Below are 18,139 nucleotides of genomic sequence, written 5' to 3' on the forward strand. Positions count from 1 at the left end.
TTGCCGAGACACACGACATGGACGTTCGTCAATTTGCCTTCCTGGCCCGCCAACCCGCTGCCAGGCTCAAGGCCTGTGATCATTTCTGGGGTATGCCACGGCGTGGCCTGGCGTTTTTGCTGGCCAACGTCATGTTCTGGCAACCGCTGTGGGCCCAGGCCGAGGGTATTGTGGTCAGTGCTCCGGGTACCAGCCTGGGCCAGGCGGGCAATGGCGTGCCCGTCGTCAACATTGCCGCGCCCAACGGCAGCGGCCTGTCGCATAACCAGTTTCAGGACTACAACGTCGGCCAGCAGGGGGTCATTCTCAACAATGCGACCAACCGTACCCAGGACACCCAACTGGGCGGCATCATTGTTGGCAACCCCAACCTCAATGGCCGTGCGGCCAACATCATTCTCAACGAGGTCAACGGTGGCAGCCCCAGCCAGCTCAAGGGTTACACCGAAGTGGCCGGGCAATCGGCCCATGTCATCGTAGCCAACCCTTACGGCATCAGCTGCGATGGGTGCGGCTTCATCAACACCCCACAGGCGACCCTCAGCACCGGCAAGGCGGTGATTCAGAACGGGCAGATCACGCACTACCAGGTGGATCAGGGCAGTGTCGCCATCGAAGGGGCAGGCCTCAATGCGAGCAACATCGACCGCTTTGAAATCATCACCCGCAGCGCCCGGATCAATGCCCGGATCAATGCCAACAAGCTGGACATCGTCACCGGCGCAAACGATGTCGATGCCCGTACCCTCAAGGCCACCGCCCGCGCCGCCAATCCGGCGGATGCGCCGCAACTGGCCATCGACTCCAGCGCCCTTGGCGGCATGTACGCCGGGGCGATCAAACTGGTAGGCACCGAGGCCGGTGTCGGCGTGAAGCTCGACGGTAACCTGGCCGCCAGTGCAGGCGATATCCAGCTCGACGCCAATGGTCACCTGAGCCTGGCCCAGACAGTGGCTTCCGGTGCAGTTCAGATCAAGGCCGCCAGTGCACAACTGCAAGGGCCGGTGTATGCCGCCACCACCCTGAGCGTTGAAACCCAGGGCGACCTGGACAGCCGAAAATCGCTGGCAGCCGCAGAGCGCGTCACGCTCTCCAGTGGGGGGCAGTTACGCAACCAGGACGTTATCGAAGCCGGGGTAAATGCTGATAACAGTCGCAACACCCAGGGCGATCTGAGTATCTCCGCCGGCGCGCTCGACAACCGTGGCGCCAGCCTGGTCGCCAGCCGCAACCTGGCCGTCAATACCACCCTGGCGACCAACAACCAGGGCGGCACCCTGAGCGCCAGCCAAGCCTTGAGCATCAGCGCAGGCACCCTGGACAACCAGAACCAGGGCCGCGTGTTGAGTACCGGTAGCCTGGCGCTCACTGCCAAGCAGTTGCTCAATGCCCAAGGCGGCCTGGTTACCAGTAGCGGCGGGTTTAGCGCAACCCTCGGCGAGTTGCACAACCGTGCTGGCGAGCTGTCCAGCCTTGATGCCATGGCTTTGAACGTCACTCGCCTGGATAACTCGGCAGGCTTGGTTTCGGCGGGATCGGCGCTGAGTATCAATGCCCCGGAGGCAATCAACAGCCAGGGCGGGCGTATTGCGGCGGGCCAGGACCTGAAGCTTGTCGCCGGTTCACTGGACAACAGCCAGAAAGGCGCGTTGACCAGCCAGGGGGCGTTGGGGCTTGAGGTAGCAGGTACGCTCGCCAACCACCATCAGGGGCGCATCGAGTCCAGCGGCGCACTGGAGATCAAGGCAGATCAACTGAACAACCAGCAGGGTGGTTCTGTGGCCAGCGAACAGACACTCAAACTGAGCGCCGGCAATGTCGTTAACCGCCAGGGTGGTTCGATCGCAAGTGCTCAGGCGCTCAATGCCTCGATCGGCAGCCTCGACCAGGAGGGCAAGGGTCGCCTCTTGAGCAACACCGATCTGAGCCTGGACCTCAACCAGGGGCACTTGAACAACCAAGGCGCAGTGATCAAGGCCACGGGGCAATTGACGCTGAAAAACCTCAGCAGTGTCGATAACCGCGGTGGTGAGCTATCGAGCTCCGAGTCTTTCGCGGTGCTCGCCACCTCGCTCAACAACGATGCGGGCCGCGTGCTCAGTGATCGGAATCTGTCTCTGCAAATTGCCCAGCAGTTGAGTAACGGGGCCGGCCTGATCACCGCCAACAGCTTGCAACTGGATGTTGCCAGCCTTGTCAATGGTCAGCAGGGCAAGGTTCACAGCCGCAGTACGCTCACTAGCAAGGTGACAGGCGTGCTGGACAATCGGGCTGGCACGGTTACCGCCGATGGCGCAGCCCAGCTCAGCGTCGGCACCCTGATCAACAGCGCCGGCAAGCTCACCAGTCAAGGTGCGCTGCAGATTCAGGCAGGCCAGCTGAACAATCAGCTCAATGGCCAAGTCAGTAGCGAAGACACCCTGCAATTGTCCTCAGGCCTGCTGGACAACAGCAGCGGTGGACGCATCTTCAGTCGCAAAGACCTGACTGCGACTGTCACCGGCCTCGATCAGCAGGGTGATGGTCACCTCTACAGCGCAGCGAATCTGAGCCTTGATCTCAACCGCGGCCACCTGAACAACCACGGTGGCTTGATCAATGCGCCAGGCAAGCTGTTGCTGAAAAACCTAAACAGTGTCGATAACCAGAACGGTGAAATTTCCAGCGTCCAGGCGTTTGAGGTCAACGCCGACACCCTGGACAACCGCAACGGCAAGCTCCTGAGTGAACAGGCTTTGAGCCTGAGCGTCCTCCGTGCGCTGAACAATACCAAGGGCTTGATCAAGGCATCGTCACTCCAGGTGCATGCTGGCCGTGTCGACAATGGCGGCGGTGAGCTGCATGCCCGGGAAGCTCTGAACCTTCACGCCGACGGTGTGCTGGACAACCGCATTGGCAAAATCCTTGGGCGAGATATGCAGCTCAACGTGGCGTCGCTGGATAACGCCCAGGGCCTGATCCAGGCTGACCAGGGTCTCAAACTCAGCAGCAGTGGCGCCGTCAGCAATCGCAACGGCGCCTTGCACAGTGGCCAAGCGCTGGAGCTTGCAGCCGCCAGCCTTGATAACACCCTCGGCAAGCTGACCAGCAGTGACGCACTGACTGCAACCATCGCCGGCAACCTGCTCAACCAGACAGGACTGTTTACTGCCGGGCAAGACTTGCGGCTCAACAGCGCCGATCTGAACAACCAGGCAGGTCAATTGACCGCGGGCGGCGCCCTGCACCTGGGTGCCGGATTGCTTGACAACCGCAACGGTGGGCGAGTCGACGGCAAGGGGCTGACAGCCAGCATCACTGGCCTTGACCAGCGTAACGAAGGTCACCTGAGCAGTCAGGCCGACCTGAGCCTGGACCTCAATCATGGTCACTTGAACAACCAGGGCGGCCTGATCAATTCCCCTGGGCAATTACTGTTGAGCAACCTTGCCACGGTTGATAACCAGGGCGGGGAAATCTCCAGTGTGCGGGCGTTCGAGCTGAGCGCGCAGAGTCTGCACAACCGCAGCGGCAAGGTATTGAGCGATCAGGCGCTGACGCTGCGCATCGCTCATGCACTGGACAACGTCAAAGGGCTGGTATCGGCCAGGGAGCTGGATCTTGCACTGGGCAGCCTGAACAACGGCGAAGGCAGCCTTACCGCTGGGCAGCGCCTGACCCTCAAGGTGGAAGCAGAGCTGGATAACCGCAGCGGCAAGATTCTGGCCGATGACACCTCGCTGGTTGCCGGCTCACTGGACAACAGCAACGGTGTAGTCCAGGGCGACCATGGACTGTCGCTCAGTGTCGAGGGGGCCCTCAACAACACTGCCGGTAAGCTCTCGGCGGGCAACAAACTCACGCTGACCGCGGCCAGCGTCAATAACAGCGACGGCAAACTGACCAGCGACGGCGCGCTGACGGCACGCATCGCCGGGCAAATGCTCAACCAGGCAGGCCTGATCGCGGCGACCGACGACCTGCAGTTGGCCACCGGCAGCCTCGACAACCAGGCCCAGGGCCGTATTACCAGCAAGGCCAACTTGCAACTGAGCGGTAGCGGCATAGATAACCGCACAGGCCGCATCGCAGCGGTCGGCGAGCTGAGGCTCAACGCTGCTGCCCTGGACAACAGGCAAGGTGGCCTGCTCAATTCGGGCAAGGCCATGGACCTTGCCGTCGACGCCCTGGACAACCGTGCCGGGGAAATTTCCAGTGTTACGCAACTGGACCTCACCGGTCGTCAACTCGACAACAGTGGCGGCCGCCTGCTGGCCAACGCCGACCTGCAATTGACCCTGGACCGGCTGAACAATCAGCTCAAAGGCATCATCAGCGGCCAGCAGTCGGTCACGCTCAATGCCGCGCACATCGATAACAGCGATCAGGGCAGCATCTTCGCCAAGCAAAACCTGAGCATGACCCTCCAGGCGGCCACCGCGCGCGATGCCGCGCTGGATGGGCAGTTGAACAACCAACAGGGCTCACTGCGCAGTGATGGCGCGCTGACCCTGCACGCCGTCAGCCTGAACAACGACCATGGCCTGGCGTCCAGCGCCAAGCCGCTGGTGTTGTCGGCACAGGGCGTGATCAGTAACCAGGGCGGCGAGTTGCTCAGCGCCGATACCCTGAACCTGACCAGCGCCAGTCTTGATAACCGTCAGGGACGTGTTGTCGCCGACGGTGCGGTGCGGGTCGCTACGGGCGCCTTGAACAATCAGCAAAGTGGACGGCTGACCAGTGCCGACAGCCTGAACCTGTTGGCGGGTGAAGTGGACAACCGCAAGCTCGGTCGAATCGCCAGTGGCAAAGCACTCGATGCCAGCATTCGCAGCCTGGATCAAAGTGGCGGTGGCGAGTTCTACAGCAACAGCGCCCTGACGCTGGATATGAATCGCGGGTACCTCAACAACAGCACTGGCCGGATCAACGCACCAGGCCCGCTGGTGTTCAAGAATCTGGGGGCTGTGGTCAACCAGAGCGGTGAGATTTCCAGCAAGCAGGCTTTTGTTGTCGCCGCGCAGAGCTTGGATAACAGCAACGGCAAGCTGCTCAGTGACCAGGCGTTGACGCTCACGGTCGAGCACGCCTTGAAAAACATCAAAGGGCGAATCTCGGCGGCCGGGCTCCAGGTGCACGGGGCGAGTCTGGATAACCACACGGGTGTCCTCACCAGTTCGACCGACCTGACGCTGAGCCTGAGCGCGGATCTGCTCAATCAGAACGGCGAGGTGTCTGCGGCGGGCGTCAGTGTGGTCAACGCGGCAACCTTGCACAACCATCAGGGCGAGGTTACGAGTGACGCTAGCCTCGAGCTGACGATCAAGGGCGCACTGAGCAACCAGGACGGAACCTTGGGGGCCGATCAGCGCCTCCACGTTGCTGCGTCGGGCCTGGACAACAGCCTGGGCGGTAGCCTGGGCACTAATGGCAGCTTGACCGTCAAGGTTGACGGTTTGCTGGATAACCAGGCCAAGGGCAGTTTGAAGGCCAAGGGGGTCATGGATGTGCAGGCGGGGAGCCTGGACAACCGCGATGGCAGCCTGGTCGGGCAAGACCTGCTGACGCTGCGCAGTGATGTGCTGGACAACCGCGATGGCAAAGTCCACGCAAGTCACGATCTGCAGTTGCAGGTCGGCCAGTTGGATAACCGTCATGGCGAGCTCAAAAGCAAGCAGGCGCTGACGTTCAGCGGCAAGCAACTGAATAACCAGGACGGCTTGCTCCATGCAACCGGGCCGCTGCATCTGCACGCCGACACCCTGACCAACACTCACGGCCGTGTGGCCAGCCAGGCTGATCTTGATGCGACTGTGGGCGTGCTGAATCAGCAGGGCGGCGAGCTGGTGGCTGAAGGTGACCTGACGCTGGGTGCAACCACGCTCGACAATCGTGATGGCGGCCTGGTAGCCGCTACAAAAGCGCTGAAACTCAATGTCGAGCGTGTCGACAATCGCGGTGGGGAAATCTCCAGCAAGGGTGACACCGAGTTCACCGGCAAACGCCTGGACAACAGTGCGGGCAAGCTGCTGGTTGCCAGTGCGCTGGAGCTCGCCGTGGCTGAGGTTATCAACAACGCCAAGGGGCTGGTGTTTGCCCAGAAGACGCAAGTCAACGCTGCCCATCTGGATAACAATCAGGGTACTTTTTCCGGCACACGCTCGTTGGTGATTGAGCTGGCGGCAACCCCAGGGCTTGACGGCCGCCTGACCAACTCCGGCGGCAAGATCAGTAGCGAAGGGCAGTTGCAGTTAAACGCACAGGTGATCGACAACAGCAATGGCAACCTGTCCAGTGCTGGCGCACTGAACATCGCCAGCACTGCGGAACTGCTCAACCGGGGCGGCACTGTCGAGGCTGCGGGAAATCTCATCCTGAGCAGCGCCCTGCTCGACAACAGTGAGCAGGGTCTGCTCAAGAGTGAAGGCTCAACGAAGCTCACCACAGGTCTGTTCAACAACACCCTTGGCGGGCGCCTGAACAGTGCCGACCGCCTTGATTTGACTGCAACGCAGCTCAACAACGGCGGGCGTATCGCCAGTGCAGGAGCCTTGAGCGCACAGGTGACGGGGTTGACTCAGCAGGGCGGTGAGCTGGTCAGTAAAACGGCCCTGGATCTGGACCTGAACAATGGTCAACTGAACAACCAACAAAGCCTGATCAATGCTCCGTTGCTGGTGTTGAAAAACCTCAAAGGCGTCAACAACCAGACCGGCGAGATCTCCAGTGCTCAAGCGTTCACCCTGGCCGCCAGCAACCTGGACAACAGCAACGGCAAACTCATCAGCAACCAGGCGTTGACTCTGCGCGTCAATCAAGCTCTGCTCAACGTCAAAGGCCTGGTTTCTGCGGCGTCTTTGCAGGTGCGTGGCGCCAGCCTGGATAACCAGGGCGGCATGCTTAGCAGCCGTGGCGAGCTGGGCGTGACCATCGACGGCACGCTGAAGAACCAGGCCGGCACGCTGATTGCGGATGGCAACAGCCGCTTGAGCGCGGCCAGCCTGGAAAACAGCAGCGGGCAAATCTCCAGCAAGGGTGACCTGCGGGCACGGCTGACAACGGCCAACAACCAGAACGGGTTGTTGATTGCCGAGGGTGCACTGGAGCTTGACGGTACGACCCTGGACAACCGCAACAACGGTCTGGTTGGTGCGATCAAAGAGGTGCAACTCAAGGTCGCCGATGTCGACAACCGCGCGGGTGAAATCTTCAGCAAGCGTGCTGTCAGTCTGCAGGGGCTGCAACTGAACAACAGCGATGGCGGGCAAGTGGTTGCCACACAGGCGCTGACCCTTACCGTCGACAAACTTCTCAACCACAGCAACGGGTTGCTCGTTGCACTGTCGGGCATGAGCCTCACAGGGATCAGCCTGGACAACAGCGGCGGGCGCCTGTTCAGCCAGAAGGGCCTGGAACTTGACCTCAGTGGCCAGGCGCTCAACCTTCAGGGGCTGATCAGCAGCGAAGGCCAGTTGCACCTGCAAGCGGCCAACCTCGACAACAGCCAGGGCAGCCTGTCCAGCGCCGGCGCCTTGAAGGTGACCACGCGGCAGGCGCTGAATAACCAGGGCGGTGAACTGGTCACTGACAGCACCCTGAATGTCAACAGCGCCAGCCTCGACAACAGCCAAAAAGGCACCCTCAGCAGCAAGGCCGCCCAGAACATCGTCACAGGGACCATGGACAACAGCCACGGCGGTGTGGTCAGCAGCAGCGATACCCTTGATATCACCGCTGGGCAATTGACCAACCAGGACGGCGGCCAGCTCGCCAGCAGCAAAGCGCTGACGGCAAAGGTCAGCAGGCTGGAGCAACAAGGCGGCAAACTGTTCAGCGCCAGCGCCGTGACCCTGGACCTCAGCCAGGGACAGTTGAACAACCAGGGCGGCCTGATCAACGCGCCGTTGCTGGTACTGAAAAACCTCAGCGGGGTGAACAACCAGGGCGGTGAAATCTCCAGCGCCCAGGCCTTCACCCTGGCCGCTGACACGCTGCACAACGATGGCGGCAAACTGCTGAGCAACCAGGCCCTGACCTTGCGCATCGACCAGGCCCTGAGCAACGTCAAGGGCATGATCGCCGGCCAGTCCATCGATGGCCAGGCAGGCCTGCTGGATAACAGCGGCGGTACGCTGACCAGCCGCAGCCAGCTGCTGCTGAGCACCAAGGGCCTGTTGCGCAACCAGAACGACGGCCTGATCTACGCCAACGATACGCTGACGCTCAAGAGTGCTGCACTGGACAACCGCAAGGGGGCGTTGCTGGGCAAAGCCATCGCCATCGACTTCGGGCCGGCCACTGGCGACCTGGATAACCGTGGCGGCCTGATTACCACCGCAGGCCCCTTGAGCGTTCAACACATGCGCGACCTCAACAACCAGGGCGGCGAAGTCTCCAGCGCCCAGCGTGTCGAGCTGAGCGGGCGGACGCTGGACAACAACCAGGGCAAGCTGATCAGTAACGACCTGCTGAGCCTCAACGGCGCGCAACTGCTCAATCAGGGCGGGCTGATGTCCGGTTGGCAAGGCCTGAGCATCACCGCAGACGAGCTGGACAACCGCAACGGCGGCACGCTCTCCAGCCGCTTCGGCAATCTCGGCGCCCAGGTCAATAACAGCCTGCTCAACAGTGGTGGCGGTGCGCTGGTCAGCCTCAACGAGCTGAAAGTCACCGCTGGCAACCTCGACAACAGCGCCAAAGGCATCCTTTCCAGCGGCAAAGGCCAACGTCTGCTGGTTTCCGGCCGGCTTGACAATACGCAAGGCGGCTTGATCGACAGTGGCACCACTGCAGAGATTCAAGGACAGACCCTGGGTAATACCGGCGGCTTGATCCAGGCCCAGCAGGGCATTGATTTCAAGGGCACTGAGCTGGACAACAGTGCCGGTACGCTGGTCAGCAATGGCGCCATGACCCTTGACCTGCTGGGTAAGCTGAGCAACACCAACGGCAAGCTGGCCAGTGCTGGCGCGTTGATGCTCAAGCGTTCCACCCAGATCGATAACCAGGGTGGCCAACTGGCCAGCCAAGGGCTGCTGAGCCTGGCCACGGGCGGCCTGGACAACCGCAATCGCGGTACGGTCGCTGCCGGCGGCGCGCTTACCCTCAATGCCCGCGACGCTGTACTCAACAGTGGCGACGGGTTGATTTACAGCCAGAATGCCGGCGTGCTGCTCAAGGCCGGGCGCCTTGGCAACGCCGGCGGCACCGTCCAGAGCAAAGCCGGCCTGGACATTGATGTCGCGGCGGATCTAGACAACCAGGGCGGCAGGATCATTGCCCAGAACGCTGATGCCGAGCTCAAGGCCGGCAGCATCGACAACCGTGCCGGCACCCTGGCCAGCCTCGCTGGCGCCCTGCAAGTGCGTACCCTGGGCGTGCTGCGCAACGGTTATGACCTGGACAACCGCCAGGGTGGCACCCTTCAGGCCCAGCGCGTGCAGTTGAACAGCACCAGCGTTGGCAACAACGGTGGGCGTATCGCTGCCCAGAACGGTGAACTCAACGTCACCGCCGGTACCTTCGACAACCGCAATGGCGGCCTGTACAGCCAAGGCGCGGTAAAGGTGAGCGGGCATGACCTGATCAACGGTGGCAACGCGGGTGGCCAGATCGCTGGCAACCTGGTCGAGTTCAAGCTGAGCGGTGAGCTGAACAACCAGCAAGGCATTATCGAAAGCGACAGCACCTTGAGCGTGCACGCGGCCAGGCTGATCAACCAGCAAGGCCAATTGCGCGCCCTGGGTCGCAGCGGCAAGAGTGAATTCGAGATTGGCGGCTTGCTGGATAACCGTGGCGGTGTGCTTGAAACTGCCAACAGCGACCTGACCCTCAACGCCAGCGACTTCCAGAACAGCGGCGGCAATGTGCTGCATGCTGGCCGCGGCACCTTCGACATCAGCACCGCCAACCTGACGCGAGCGGGTGGCAACCTGGTCACCCGTGGTGGCCTGACCCTGAGCGCTGACAACTGGACCAACAGCAGTGTGATCCAGGCTGGACGGCTGACGGTCAACGTCAACACCCTCAACCAGGTAGCGGGCGGCCAGTTGTTGGCCTCCGACAGCCTGGTGGGCAACGGTGGCAACTGGAACAACGACGGCCTGATCGCCAGTGATGGCAGCCTTGCGTTGAACCTTGCTGGCAGCTATAGCGGTGGCGGTCGTGCCAGCAGTGTCGGCAACTTCGAGCTGAACGCCGCGCAGTTGAACCTGGCGGCCGCCGGTAGCCTGGCCGGGGGCGGCAACACCTCGATCGATGTTGCAGGACTGCTTGCCAACCACGGCCGCCTGACTTCCGCCGCTGATCTGCACGTTGCCGCAGGCAGCGTGCAGAACACCGGCACCCTGGGCGCTGCGGGGAATGTCGAACTCACCACGCAAAGTCTGTTCAATGGCCGTGATCCGGCGGATGCCAACATCCGTGGTTTTATGTTCAGCGGCGAGGACTCGACCTACAACCTGAACAGCCTCACGAACGAGTACGGCGAGGTCTACAGCCTCGGCAATCTGACCGTGGCAGGTTTTACCCAGGCCACCTTTGCCCAGAGCGTGAGAAACGTTTCCGGCAGCATGCAGAGTGGGGGCGACCTCAGGATCTCGGCCAATGAAGTGGTCAATGAGCGGGAGAAGTTCAAGCTCAACCAGAAGTTGACGAACGTGGCTGTCGGCCTCGCCTGCATACAGCACTGCAGCGGTAATTGGAGTAAAAAACTACCGTCCATCACCATGAATCGCACCGTCGAGAGTGTGATCGAGCTGAACTCGCCTTCTGCCACCCTCGGTGCCGGTGGCAACCTGGAGATTGCCAGCCAGAACTTCACCAACCGCTACAGCGTGGTGTCAGCCGCCAACGACCTGGCGATTCGTGGCGAGAACATCGTCAACCAGGGCGCCACCGGTGGCTCCGGAACCGAGAGTCGGCGCTACGATGGCACCTATAAAATCTACCGCAATCAGTACAACCAACTGGCCCAGGCTGTACAGAACTTCAACCGGGCGAGCCCTGCGGGGGCGCCGGTGGATGAAGCGGCTTTCGCCACCTTGATGACCCAGCTGAACCCGTCGCTTTTCCCTGGCATCAACCAGCCGCTGGTGGTCCAGGGCAACGGCGCGTCGGTGGCGCCGGCCATTATCCAGGCCGGTGGCAACGCGCAACTCACTGCCAGTAACGACATCAGTAACATCAGTGTGCTCAAGACCGCCTTGGCGGTGGATGATCGCTCACTGGACACCCAGGTTGGCGCCAACAAGGCCCCGGTGATCGTGCTGAACGCACAGCTGCCGCCCAATCTGGCCCAGCAGCAGATCAACCCGCTGAGCCTGCCAGGCTTCAGCCTGCCCGCAGGGCAAAACGGTCTTTTCCGTCTGAGCGGTGAAACCAGCAGCACCACGGCCAGCCCGGCGCCACAGAGCTGGAGCATGGGTACTGCCGCTATCAGCAACACCCAGCGTCAACAGACCCTTGCGCAAATCCACAGCCGTAGCATCGAAGCTGCGAATGCTGCGCAGATAACCGCCGGCACCCAACAGGTATCAGTGACAGCCCGCAAGGCAACTGACATTGACGCCAGTGCCCGAGCTATCAATAGCGCAGATGGTGCGCAAGCCGATACCGGCGTGTGGCACTCGGGTCGTACCGTCATTGGCGAAGTCACCCAGGGCAATACCGTCAGCGGCCTGGACCTGAGCAACGGCGTATCTGGCTTGGCAGACAAAGCGGTCCAGCTCGATCTTGATGTGCCTGGCCTGACCCCCGCCGAACGTGATGCCCTGGTGGCAGTGAATGCGCCGTCGCCTTCGCTGGTTTCTCCATTCGCCCCTGTGCCGCGCGATGGACAAACGTCAATCAAGCTTCCTGACGCGACGCCCGTCGAGGCTGAAGAAGCGAGCACGGCTGAGCGACTGGCGCCAGTCATCACTCAGCCCCTGGCGGTCGTCGAGCAGATAACCCCGGCGGCTGAACAGGTCGTCAATCGCGTGCAAGGCCTGCCGGATAACACCACCCGGTCGCAGCCGCACAAGTACCTGATCGAAACCAACCCGGCGCTCACCGACCTCAAGCAGTTCATGAGCTCGGACTACCTGCTGGCCAACCTTGGCTACAACCCCGACGAGAGTTGGAAACGCCTGGGCGATGGTTACTACGAGCAGCGGCTGATCCAGCAAGCGGTGGTAGCGCGTACCGGTGAGCGCCTGCTAGCGGGGCAGACCAGTGACGAGCAGTTGTTCAAGTACCTGATGGACAACGCCATCCAGAGCAAGCAAAAGCTCGACCTGACCCTGGGCGTCAGCCTGAGCGCCGAACAGGTCGCGGCCTTGACCCACGACATCGTCTGGATGGAACGCGCCGAGGTGAAGGGCGAACAGGTGCTGGTGCCCGTGCTGTACCTGGCCCACTCGAACAATCGGCTGGCGCCCAACGGTGCCTTGATTGCCGGTAACAACCTCAACCTGATCGCCGGGCACAACCTGGACAACGTCGGCACTTTGCGCGCCAGCAATAACCTGTCGGCCCAGGCCGGCAACAACCTGGTCAACAGCGGCCTGGTGCAAGCCGGTAACCGGCTCGATCTGTTGGCGGGCAATAACCTGGTGAACAAAGCTGGCGGCATTATCGCCGGTCGCGACGTCAGCCTCAGGGCCATCGATGGCGATGTCATCAACGAGCGCAGCGTCAGCAGCTTCCAGACGGCCAGTGGCAGCTACAGCGAGCGCCGCGACTTTATCGACAGCGCCGCCCGCATTGAGGCCGCCAATAACCTGAGCCTGCAGAGCGGACGTGATGTCAGCAACCTGGGCGGGGTGATCCAGAGCGGCGCAGACACCCGCATCAAGGCCGGGCGCGATATCAATCTTGCCTCGGTGGAGCAGGTGTCGGGCAGCACGCGTGGCACACACTTCAAAGACCAGCGCATCACCCAGTACGGCTCCAGCCTTGAAGCCGGCCGCGACCTGAGCCTCAGTAGCGGCCGCGATATCAGCGCCATTGCCAGCCAGATCGATGCCAAGCGCGACATCGCCATGGCCGCCACCGGTGACCTGAGCCTGAGCTCGGCAGCCAATGAGCAGCACTTCTACAGCAAAAGCAAAAAAGTCACCGCCCAGGAAGACCGCATCAACCAGGTTTCCACCACGGTCAATGCGGGCGGCAATATTGCCCTGAGTGCCGGCAACGACATGGACATCATCGCCAGCCGGGTCAAGGGCGGTGCGGATGTCGATCTTGATGCCGGGCGTGATCTGAGCATCGCTTCGGCCAAGGATGAGAGCGCGTCGTTCTACTTGAAGAAAAGCAAAGGCTCCTTCGGTCGCAGCAGTAGCAAGCAACAAGAGAGCTACCACAGCACCAACGTTGCCTCGGTGATCGAAGCCGGGCATGACCTGAGCGTCAACGCCAGCAAGACCGCTAGCGGTGGCGTCGGCCTGGACGGTGGTCGGGACGTCAGCGTCATCGGCAGCCAGCTCAAGGCTGGCAACGACCTGCTGCTTGGTGCCACCGGTGATGTCGCGGTGCTTTCGGGGATCGAAGAGCACGGCGAGTACAGCAAGAAAACCAAGTCGGGTTTCCTCGGCTTGTCCAAGAGTGGCAAGAGCCAGTTGCAAACCAGCGCCACCCAGGTTGCCAGCGTGCTTGAAGCAGGCCACGACGTGGTCGTAGCCGCAGGCAGCGACGTGCGCGTGCGCGCCAGCGAAACCAAGGCTGGCAACGATGTCGAGTTGCGTGCCGGGCTGATCGACAAGAATGGCGACATCAACCTGGTCTCGGCCAATGACGAGGCTTACAGCCGTAGCGAGGAGTACAAGAAGAAAACCGGCCTGTCGACCTCTGGCGGCTTTGTCTCGGTGGCCTCGGCCAAGGAATCGGGGCGCCAGGCGCAAAGCAGCACCAGCGTCGGCAGCCAGGTGACCGCCGAGCGTGATGCGGCCCTGCAGGCCGAGCGTGACATCAACGTTGAAGGCAGCGGCATCAGTGCCGGGCGCAATGTCAGTTTGAATGCCGGGCGTGACGTTAACGTGGTTGCGGCGCAGAGCGAGCAGAGCGAAACCAACTGGTCCAAGGAAAAGCGCGCGGGCATGGGGGTTTCCGGTGATGACAACGGTGTGAGCATGTTCGTCGGCGCCGAGCGGCTCAAGACCAAGGACCGCCTGGATCAGCAACTCGCTTCCGCCAGCCAGATCAAGGCCGGCAACGACCTGGACATCAATGCCAAGCGCGACATCAACCAGAGCGGCTCCGACCTGCTGGCTGACAACGACATCAACTTCAATGCCGGGCGCGATATCAACGTCGATGCCGCCCGCGAAACCCGCACCCTCGAGCAGATGCGCGAGCACTCGACCCATGGTGCAACCGCCACCCTCAACCACAACTTCGGCAAAACCAAGGACGCCATCAGTGGTGCCGGTAAGGGCGAGAATGGCGTCAGCAAAGGGTCGAGTACGTTGCGCGCGGTCGATTCGGTCGGAGAGTTCCTGGCCGGGCCGACTGGCGACGGCAAGATGGGCGACAGCATCCAGCGCAGTCATCGGGAGCAGGTCGAAGAGTCGAATCGCGCCTCGACGCTCAATGCTGGCAACGACATCAACTTCAAGGCTGGCAATGATGTCACGGTCAAGGGCGGGCAACTGCAGGCCGGCCGCGACATTGTCGTCCAGGGCCGCGATATCAACCTGGATGTGGCCAAAGGCAGCGTCAGCCACGACAGCAGCCAGCGCGAGGCCTGGGCCGGGCTGCACGGGGGTACCAGCGGCGGCTTCAAGGTCGGTGTTGGTGGCAGCTATGGTGAGGCCCTCGAGGACGGTACCCAGGGCACGTCGACGCCGAGCCAACTGCAAGCGGGGCGCGACATCAAGCTCGATGCCGGAAATGACCTGAACATCACCGGCACCCAGGTCCAGGCCGGTCGTGACATCGACCTTGCTGCCGTTAACGACCTGAACATTCGTTCGGCGCAGAACGACAGCAGCAGCGACAGCAGCCGCCATAACGGTGGTGGCGAAGTCGGTGTGACCGTAGGCTCCGAAGGCCTGGGCATCTATGTCAGCGTCAGCATGGGCAAGGGCAACCTTGACCGTGACGCCGAGCGTCAGCAGGACGCCTACCTGTATGCCGGCGATCGCCTGAACTTCACCAGTGGCAAAGACACCACCATCGCCGGTGCCAACCTGCGTGGCGACGAGGTGACCGGGCGTGTCGGCGGCGACCTGAACGTGTCGTCGGTGGCCAACACCGGTGAGGTCAAGGGCAAAGAGTTCGACATCAGCGTCACCGCAACCTTCGGCCCGGGGGCCGGTGTCAGCGGTTCGGCCGGCTATGGCCAGACCACCGGCAAGACCGACTGGGTCGAAGAACAGACGCGCATCACTGGCAAGAACAAGGTCGATATCCGCACCGAGAACCACACCCAGCTCGATGGTGCGCTGATTGCTGCCGACAACGGCAACCTCAAGCTCGATACCGGCACCCTGGGTTTTAGCGATATCGCTGGCAAGGACAAGGAGCACGGTTACTACCTGAACGTTGGCGGCAGCTACAGCGCCGGCAAGGGCAGCACCACCCAGGACAGCACCCAGGTGGGCAAGGGCGGCCGGGGTGAAGACGGCAAGACCAGCTGGAGCGTCAGCGGCTGGGAGTACGACAAGGACCGCGAGCAGATCGTCCGTGCCACCGTCGGTGATGGCCAGATCGTGGTGCGCAAGGATGGCGAGTCCGCTGCCGACTCTACTGCGGGGCTGAACCGCGATGTCGACAAGGCCTACGAGATCACGCGCGATGAAGAGTCGCGTACGGACCTGTATGTCACGGGATCGTCGGCCGAGGCGGTATACAAGGCGGATGAAACCATCAAGCAATGGTCCGACTCGCTGTTCGACTACGACAAGACCGCCCTGGCCAACTATGAGGAGGCAAGCAAAGGGGTCAATGTGGTTATCAACCGCATGGAGCGAGTGCTGGGCCGTGAGATCGCGGGCGGAGCGGCGCAAATCGGCGGCAGGGACCTGGCGGAGAATACCCTGGAGGCTCTGCTTATCTCGGGCATGAGTCGTTCAGATGCCATGAAGATGATGGGAGATGCCGCGTTCCAGGAGCGTGTGCTGAAACAACTTAGCGACTTCTGGACATTGTCGGAAACCGAGTTGCGGGAGGTGCAGAATTCCCTGCCTAACGGATCCGAGCTTCCCGGCTATGAAAATCCCAATGCTGTGCATTTGGACCCACTTTTCATCAAGGGGGAGGAGTCGAAGGCACGGCGTAAGGCTGAACTGAACCATCTGCAGAAAACCCTGCGCTATACGTCGGCAATCAACGACTACATCACAAAGAATCAGGAAAAAGCCCAAGCGGTTAGAGTCGTGCTGGCGCTTTCTCAAGGGCCCAAAGGTGTCGCGCAAGCGGTGGTATTCGGTGCGCTGGAGCAGACGTCACTGGCGGAGGAGTTGCAGGCAAGGCTGGGCGAGATACAGGAGCGGCTGGGGAAAGCGATTGCCGAACGGATGGAAGGCAAGGAAACGCTTGACCTGAACGCTGAGCATGATCGATATCTGATCGGTGGCGGAGAGCTGGTAGCAAGTATACTGGCTGGAGGTATCCCTGGACGCAAAGGGCATGGTGTTGTTGAGGGTGGCAAGAAGCCGTCGGTTAGTAAGGTTGAAACTGGTCCGGTTAAGGGGCCAAAAGCGACTGGAACAGCAGGGAGGGTTAAGATTGAGCCCGGTGCAATACCTGACGCAAACGAAGTGCGCGCAGGACAAGGATTATCAGGTCTTGGGTACGATGTTACGCACCAAACCACAGCGTCAGCTAAAGGTATTCAAGGGCAGCGAACTGCGGACTTGCATGTTGAGGGACTCGGTTCCATTGATGTGTACACGCCGCAGAATCTTGATCCGACAAAGGTAGTTCGAGCGATCGAGAAGAAGTCGAATCAAGCCGGCGGGGTTCTGGTGCAGGCGGACCTGCCAAGCACTGACATGTCGTCCATTGCTGCTCGCATGTGGGGGAAGGCCAACGCGCAGAGTATAAAAACTATATTCTTCCAGAAGCCTGATGGATCATTGGTTCGGTTTGATCGACCTGCTGGAGGAGGTTAATTATGTCAAAGTATAGGTGTGCCTGCGGCTACGTTATGAACCTTTCGCAAGGATGGTCAGGCTATGAGTTGTCTCTAGTTCCTGAATCAACGATAGAGAATCTGGGGGACCGACTAGATAGTGAGGAAAAACTGTCGTCTAATCAGTTGTATGAAACTCTTGATGAAAAGGCTATTACGGTGTATTGGTGCCCGAAATGCAGGCGGCTGCACTTAGAGGAAGAAACAAACAAATTCACTACTTATATAGTTGAATAACTATTGCTGGATCTAGCTCCAGTCAACGGGTTGAGCTTTTGGTGCAAAAGGAGCTGGAATAGCAGGGGAGCCTCTGGTTTAGAAAGGTTCAGAGGTAACCCCTGAGGACGGGTACAAGGGGAGATACGCATGTACTACTGTCACCCAATACCGTACTGCCTAAGCGGTAAGAGGACAGAATTATTAATGAAACGGATTTGGCAGAATTAAGGTCGGCAGTGCTGGCCGGTGTGACTATTGGCGTAGGCTCGCAGATTCTGATTTTCGGAAATGGAGTGACTGTATTAATTCAGTATCCATTTAAGTGCGATAACAAAGGCAGTGAGCGATGGGGACACGGTGAGGAAGTCGCTACAGGTGTACTGTCTTTTGATTATTTAAATAGTAAGGTGGAGAGTGCTGTCTTTAAGGTGGGAGGATTATTGGTGCTTGATTTTGGGAGTGTAGGGTCCTTGGTGATTGTTCCTGATTCAAATGGGTTAGAATCTTATGTTCTGACCACAAAACTCGGTGTATCTCCAGTTTCAGTGATCTGATGGTGCAAGATTGGCGTGCGAAATAGTAAGGCGGGAACGATTTCTGGTGCTCGCGACAGCGATGCCTTCCTAGCGTCGGTTGAAATTACCGGTGCAAAAATCTCCAACAAAATCACGGATGTCCGTTTTCCAAGTCTTGTTGAATACCGCTATCAGCTACCTAAAGTCAATACTAAGGATGAATTGATTGGTGGGTATAAGCCTACATCCACGAAAACGACTTACGATCCAAAGGTTTGCCGGATAATAGTAAGCGTCCGGCGAACTCACCTTC

At 60.5% G+C, this 18,139-nt stretch carries 3 protein-coding genes; all 3 read left to right on the top strand.

Translation table 11 applies throughout. From position 1 onward, the window contains the following. The first annotated feature begins 17 nt into the window (after window positions 1-17). Window positions 18-17,072, top strand: coding sequence for a hemagglutinin repeat-containing protein (locus tag M5G17_RS27820; RefSeq protein WP_273895291.1), 17,055 nt, complete (start codon window positions 18-20; stop codon window positions 17,070-17,072). A 454-nt stretch (window positions 17,073-17,526) separates the two neighbouring features. After that, entirely contained in the window at window positions 17,527-17,865 is a 339-nt protein-coding gene (locus tag M5G17_RS23570; protein WP_273895292.1) for a hypothetical protein, read from the top strand. 15 nt (window positions 17,866-17,880) lie between these two features. Then, window positions 17,881-18,139: hypothetical protein (locus M5G17_RS23575; RefSeq protein WP_273895293.1), on the top strand; the 259-nt coding region annotated here is incomplete at its 3' end.

Source organism: Pseudomonas rubra (genome assembly GCF_028656935.1).
Lineage (GTDB): Bacteria > Pseudomonadota > Gammaproteobacteria > Pseudomonadales > Pseudomonadaceae > Aquipseudomonas > Aquipseudomonas rubra.

Excerpts from the sequence above, each read along its gene's own strand:
- M5G17_RS27820 (WP_273895291.1), top strand. The coding sequence starts at position 18 with ATGGACGTTCGTCAATTTGCCTTCCTGGCCCGCCAACCCGCTGCCAGG.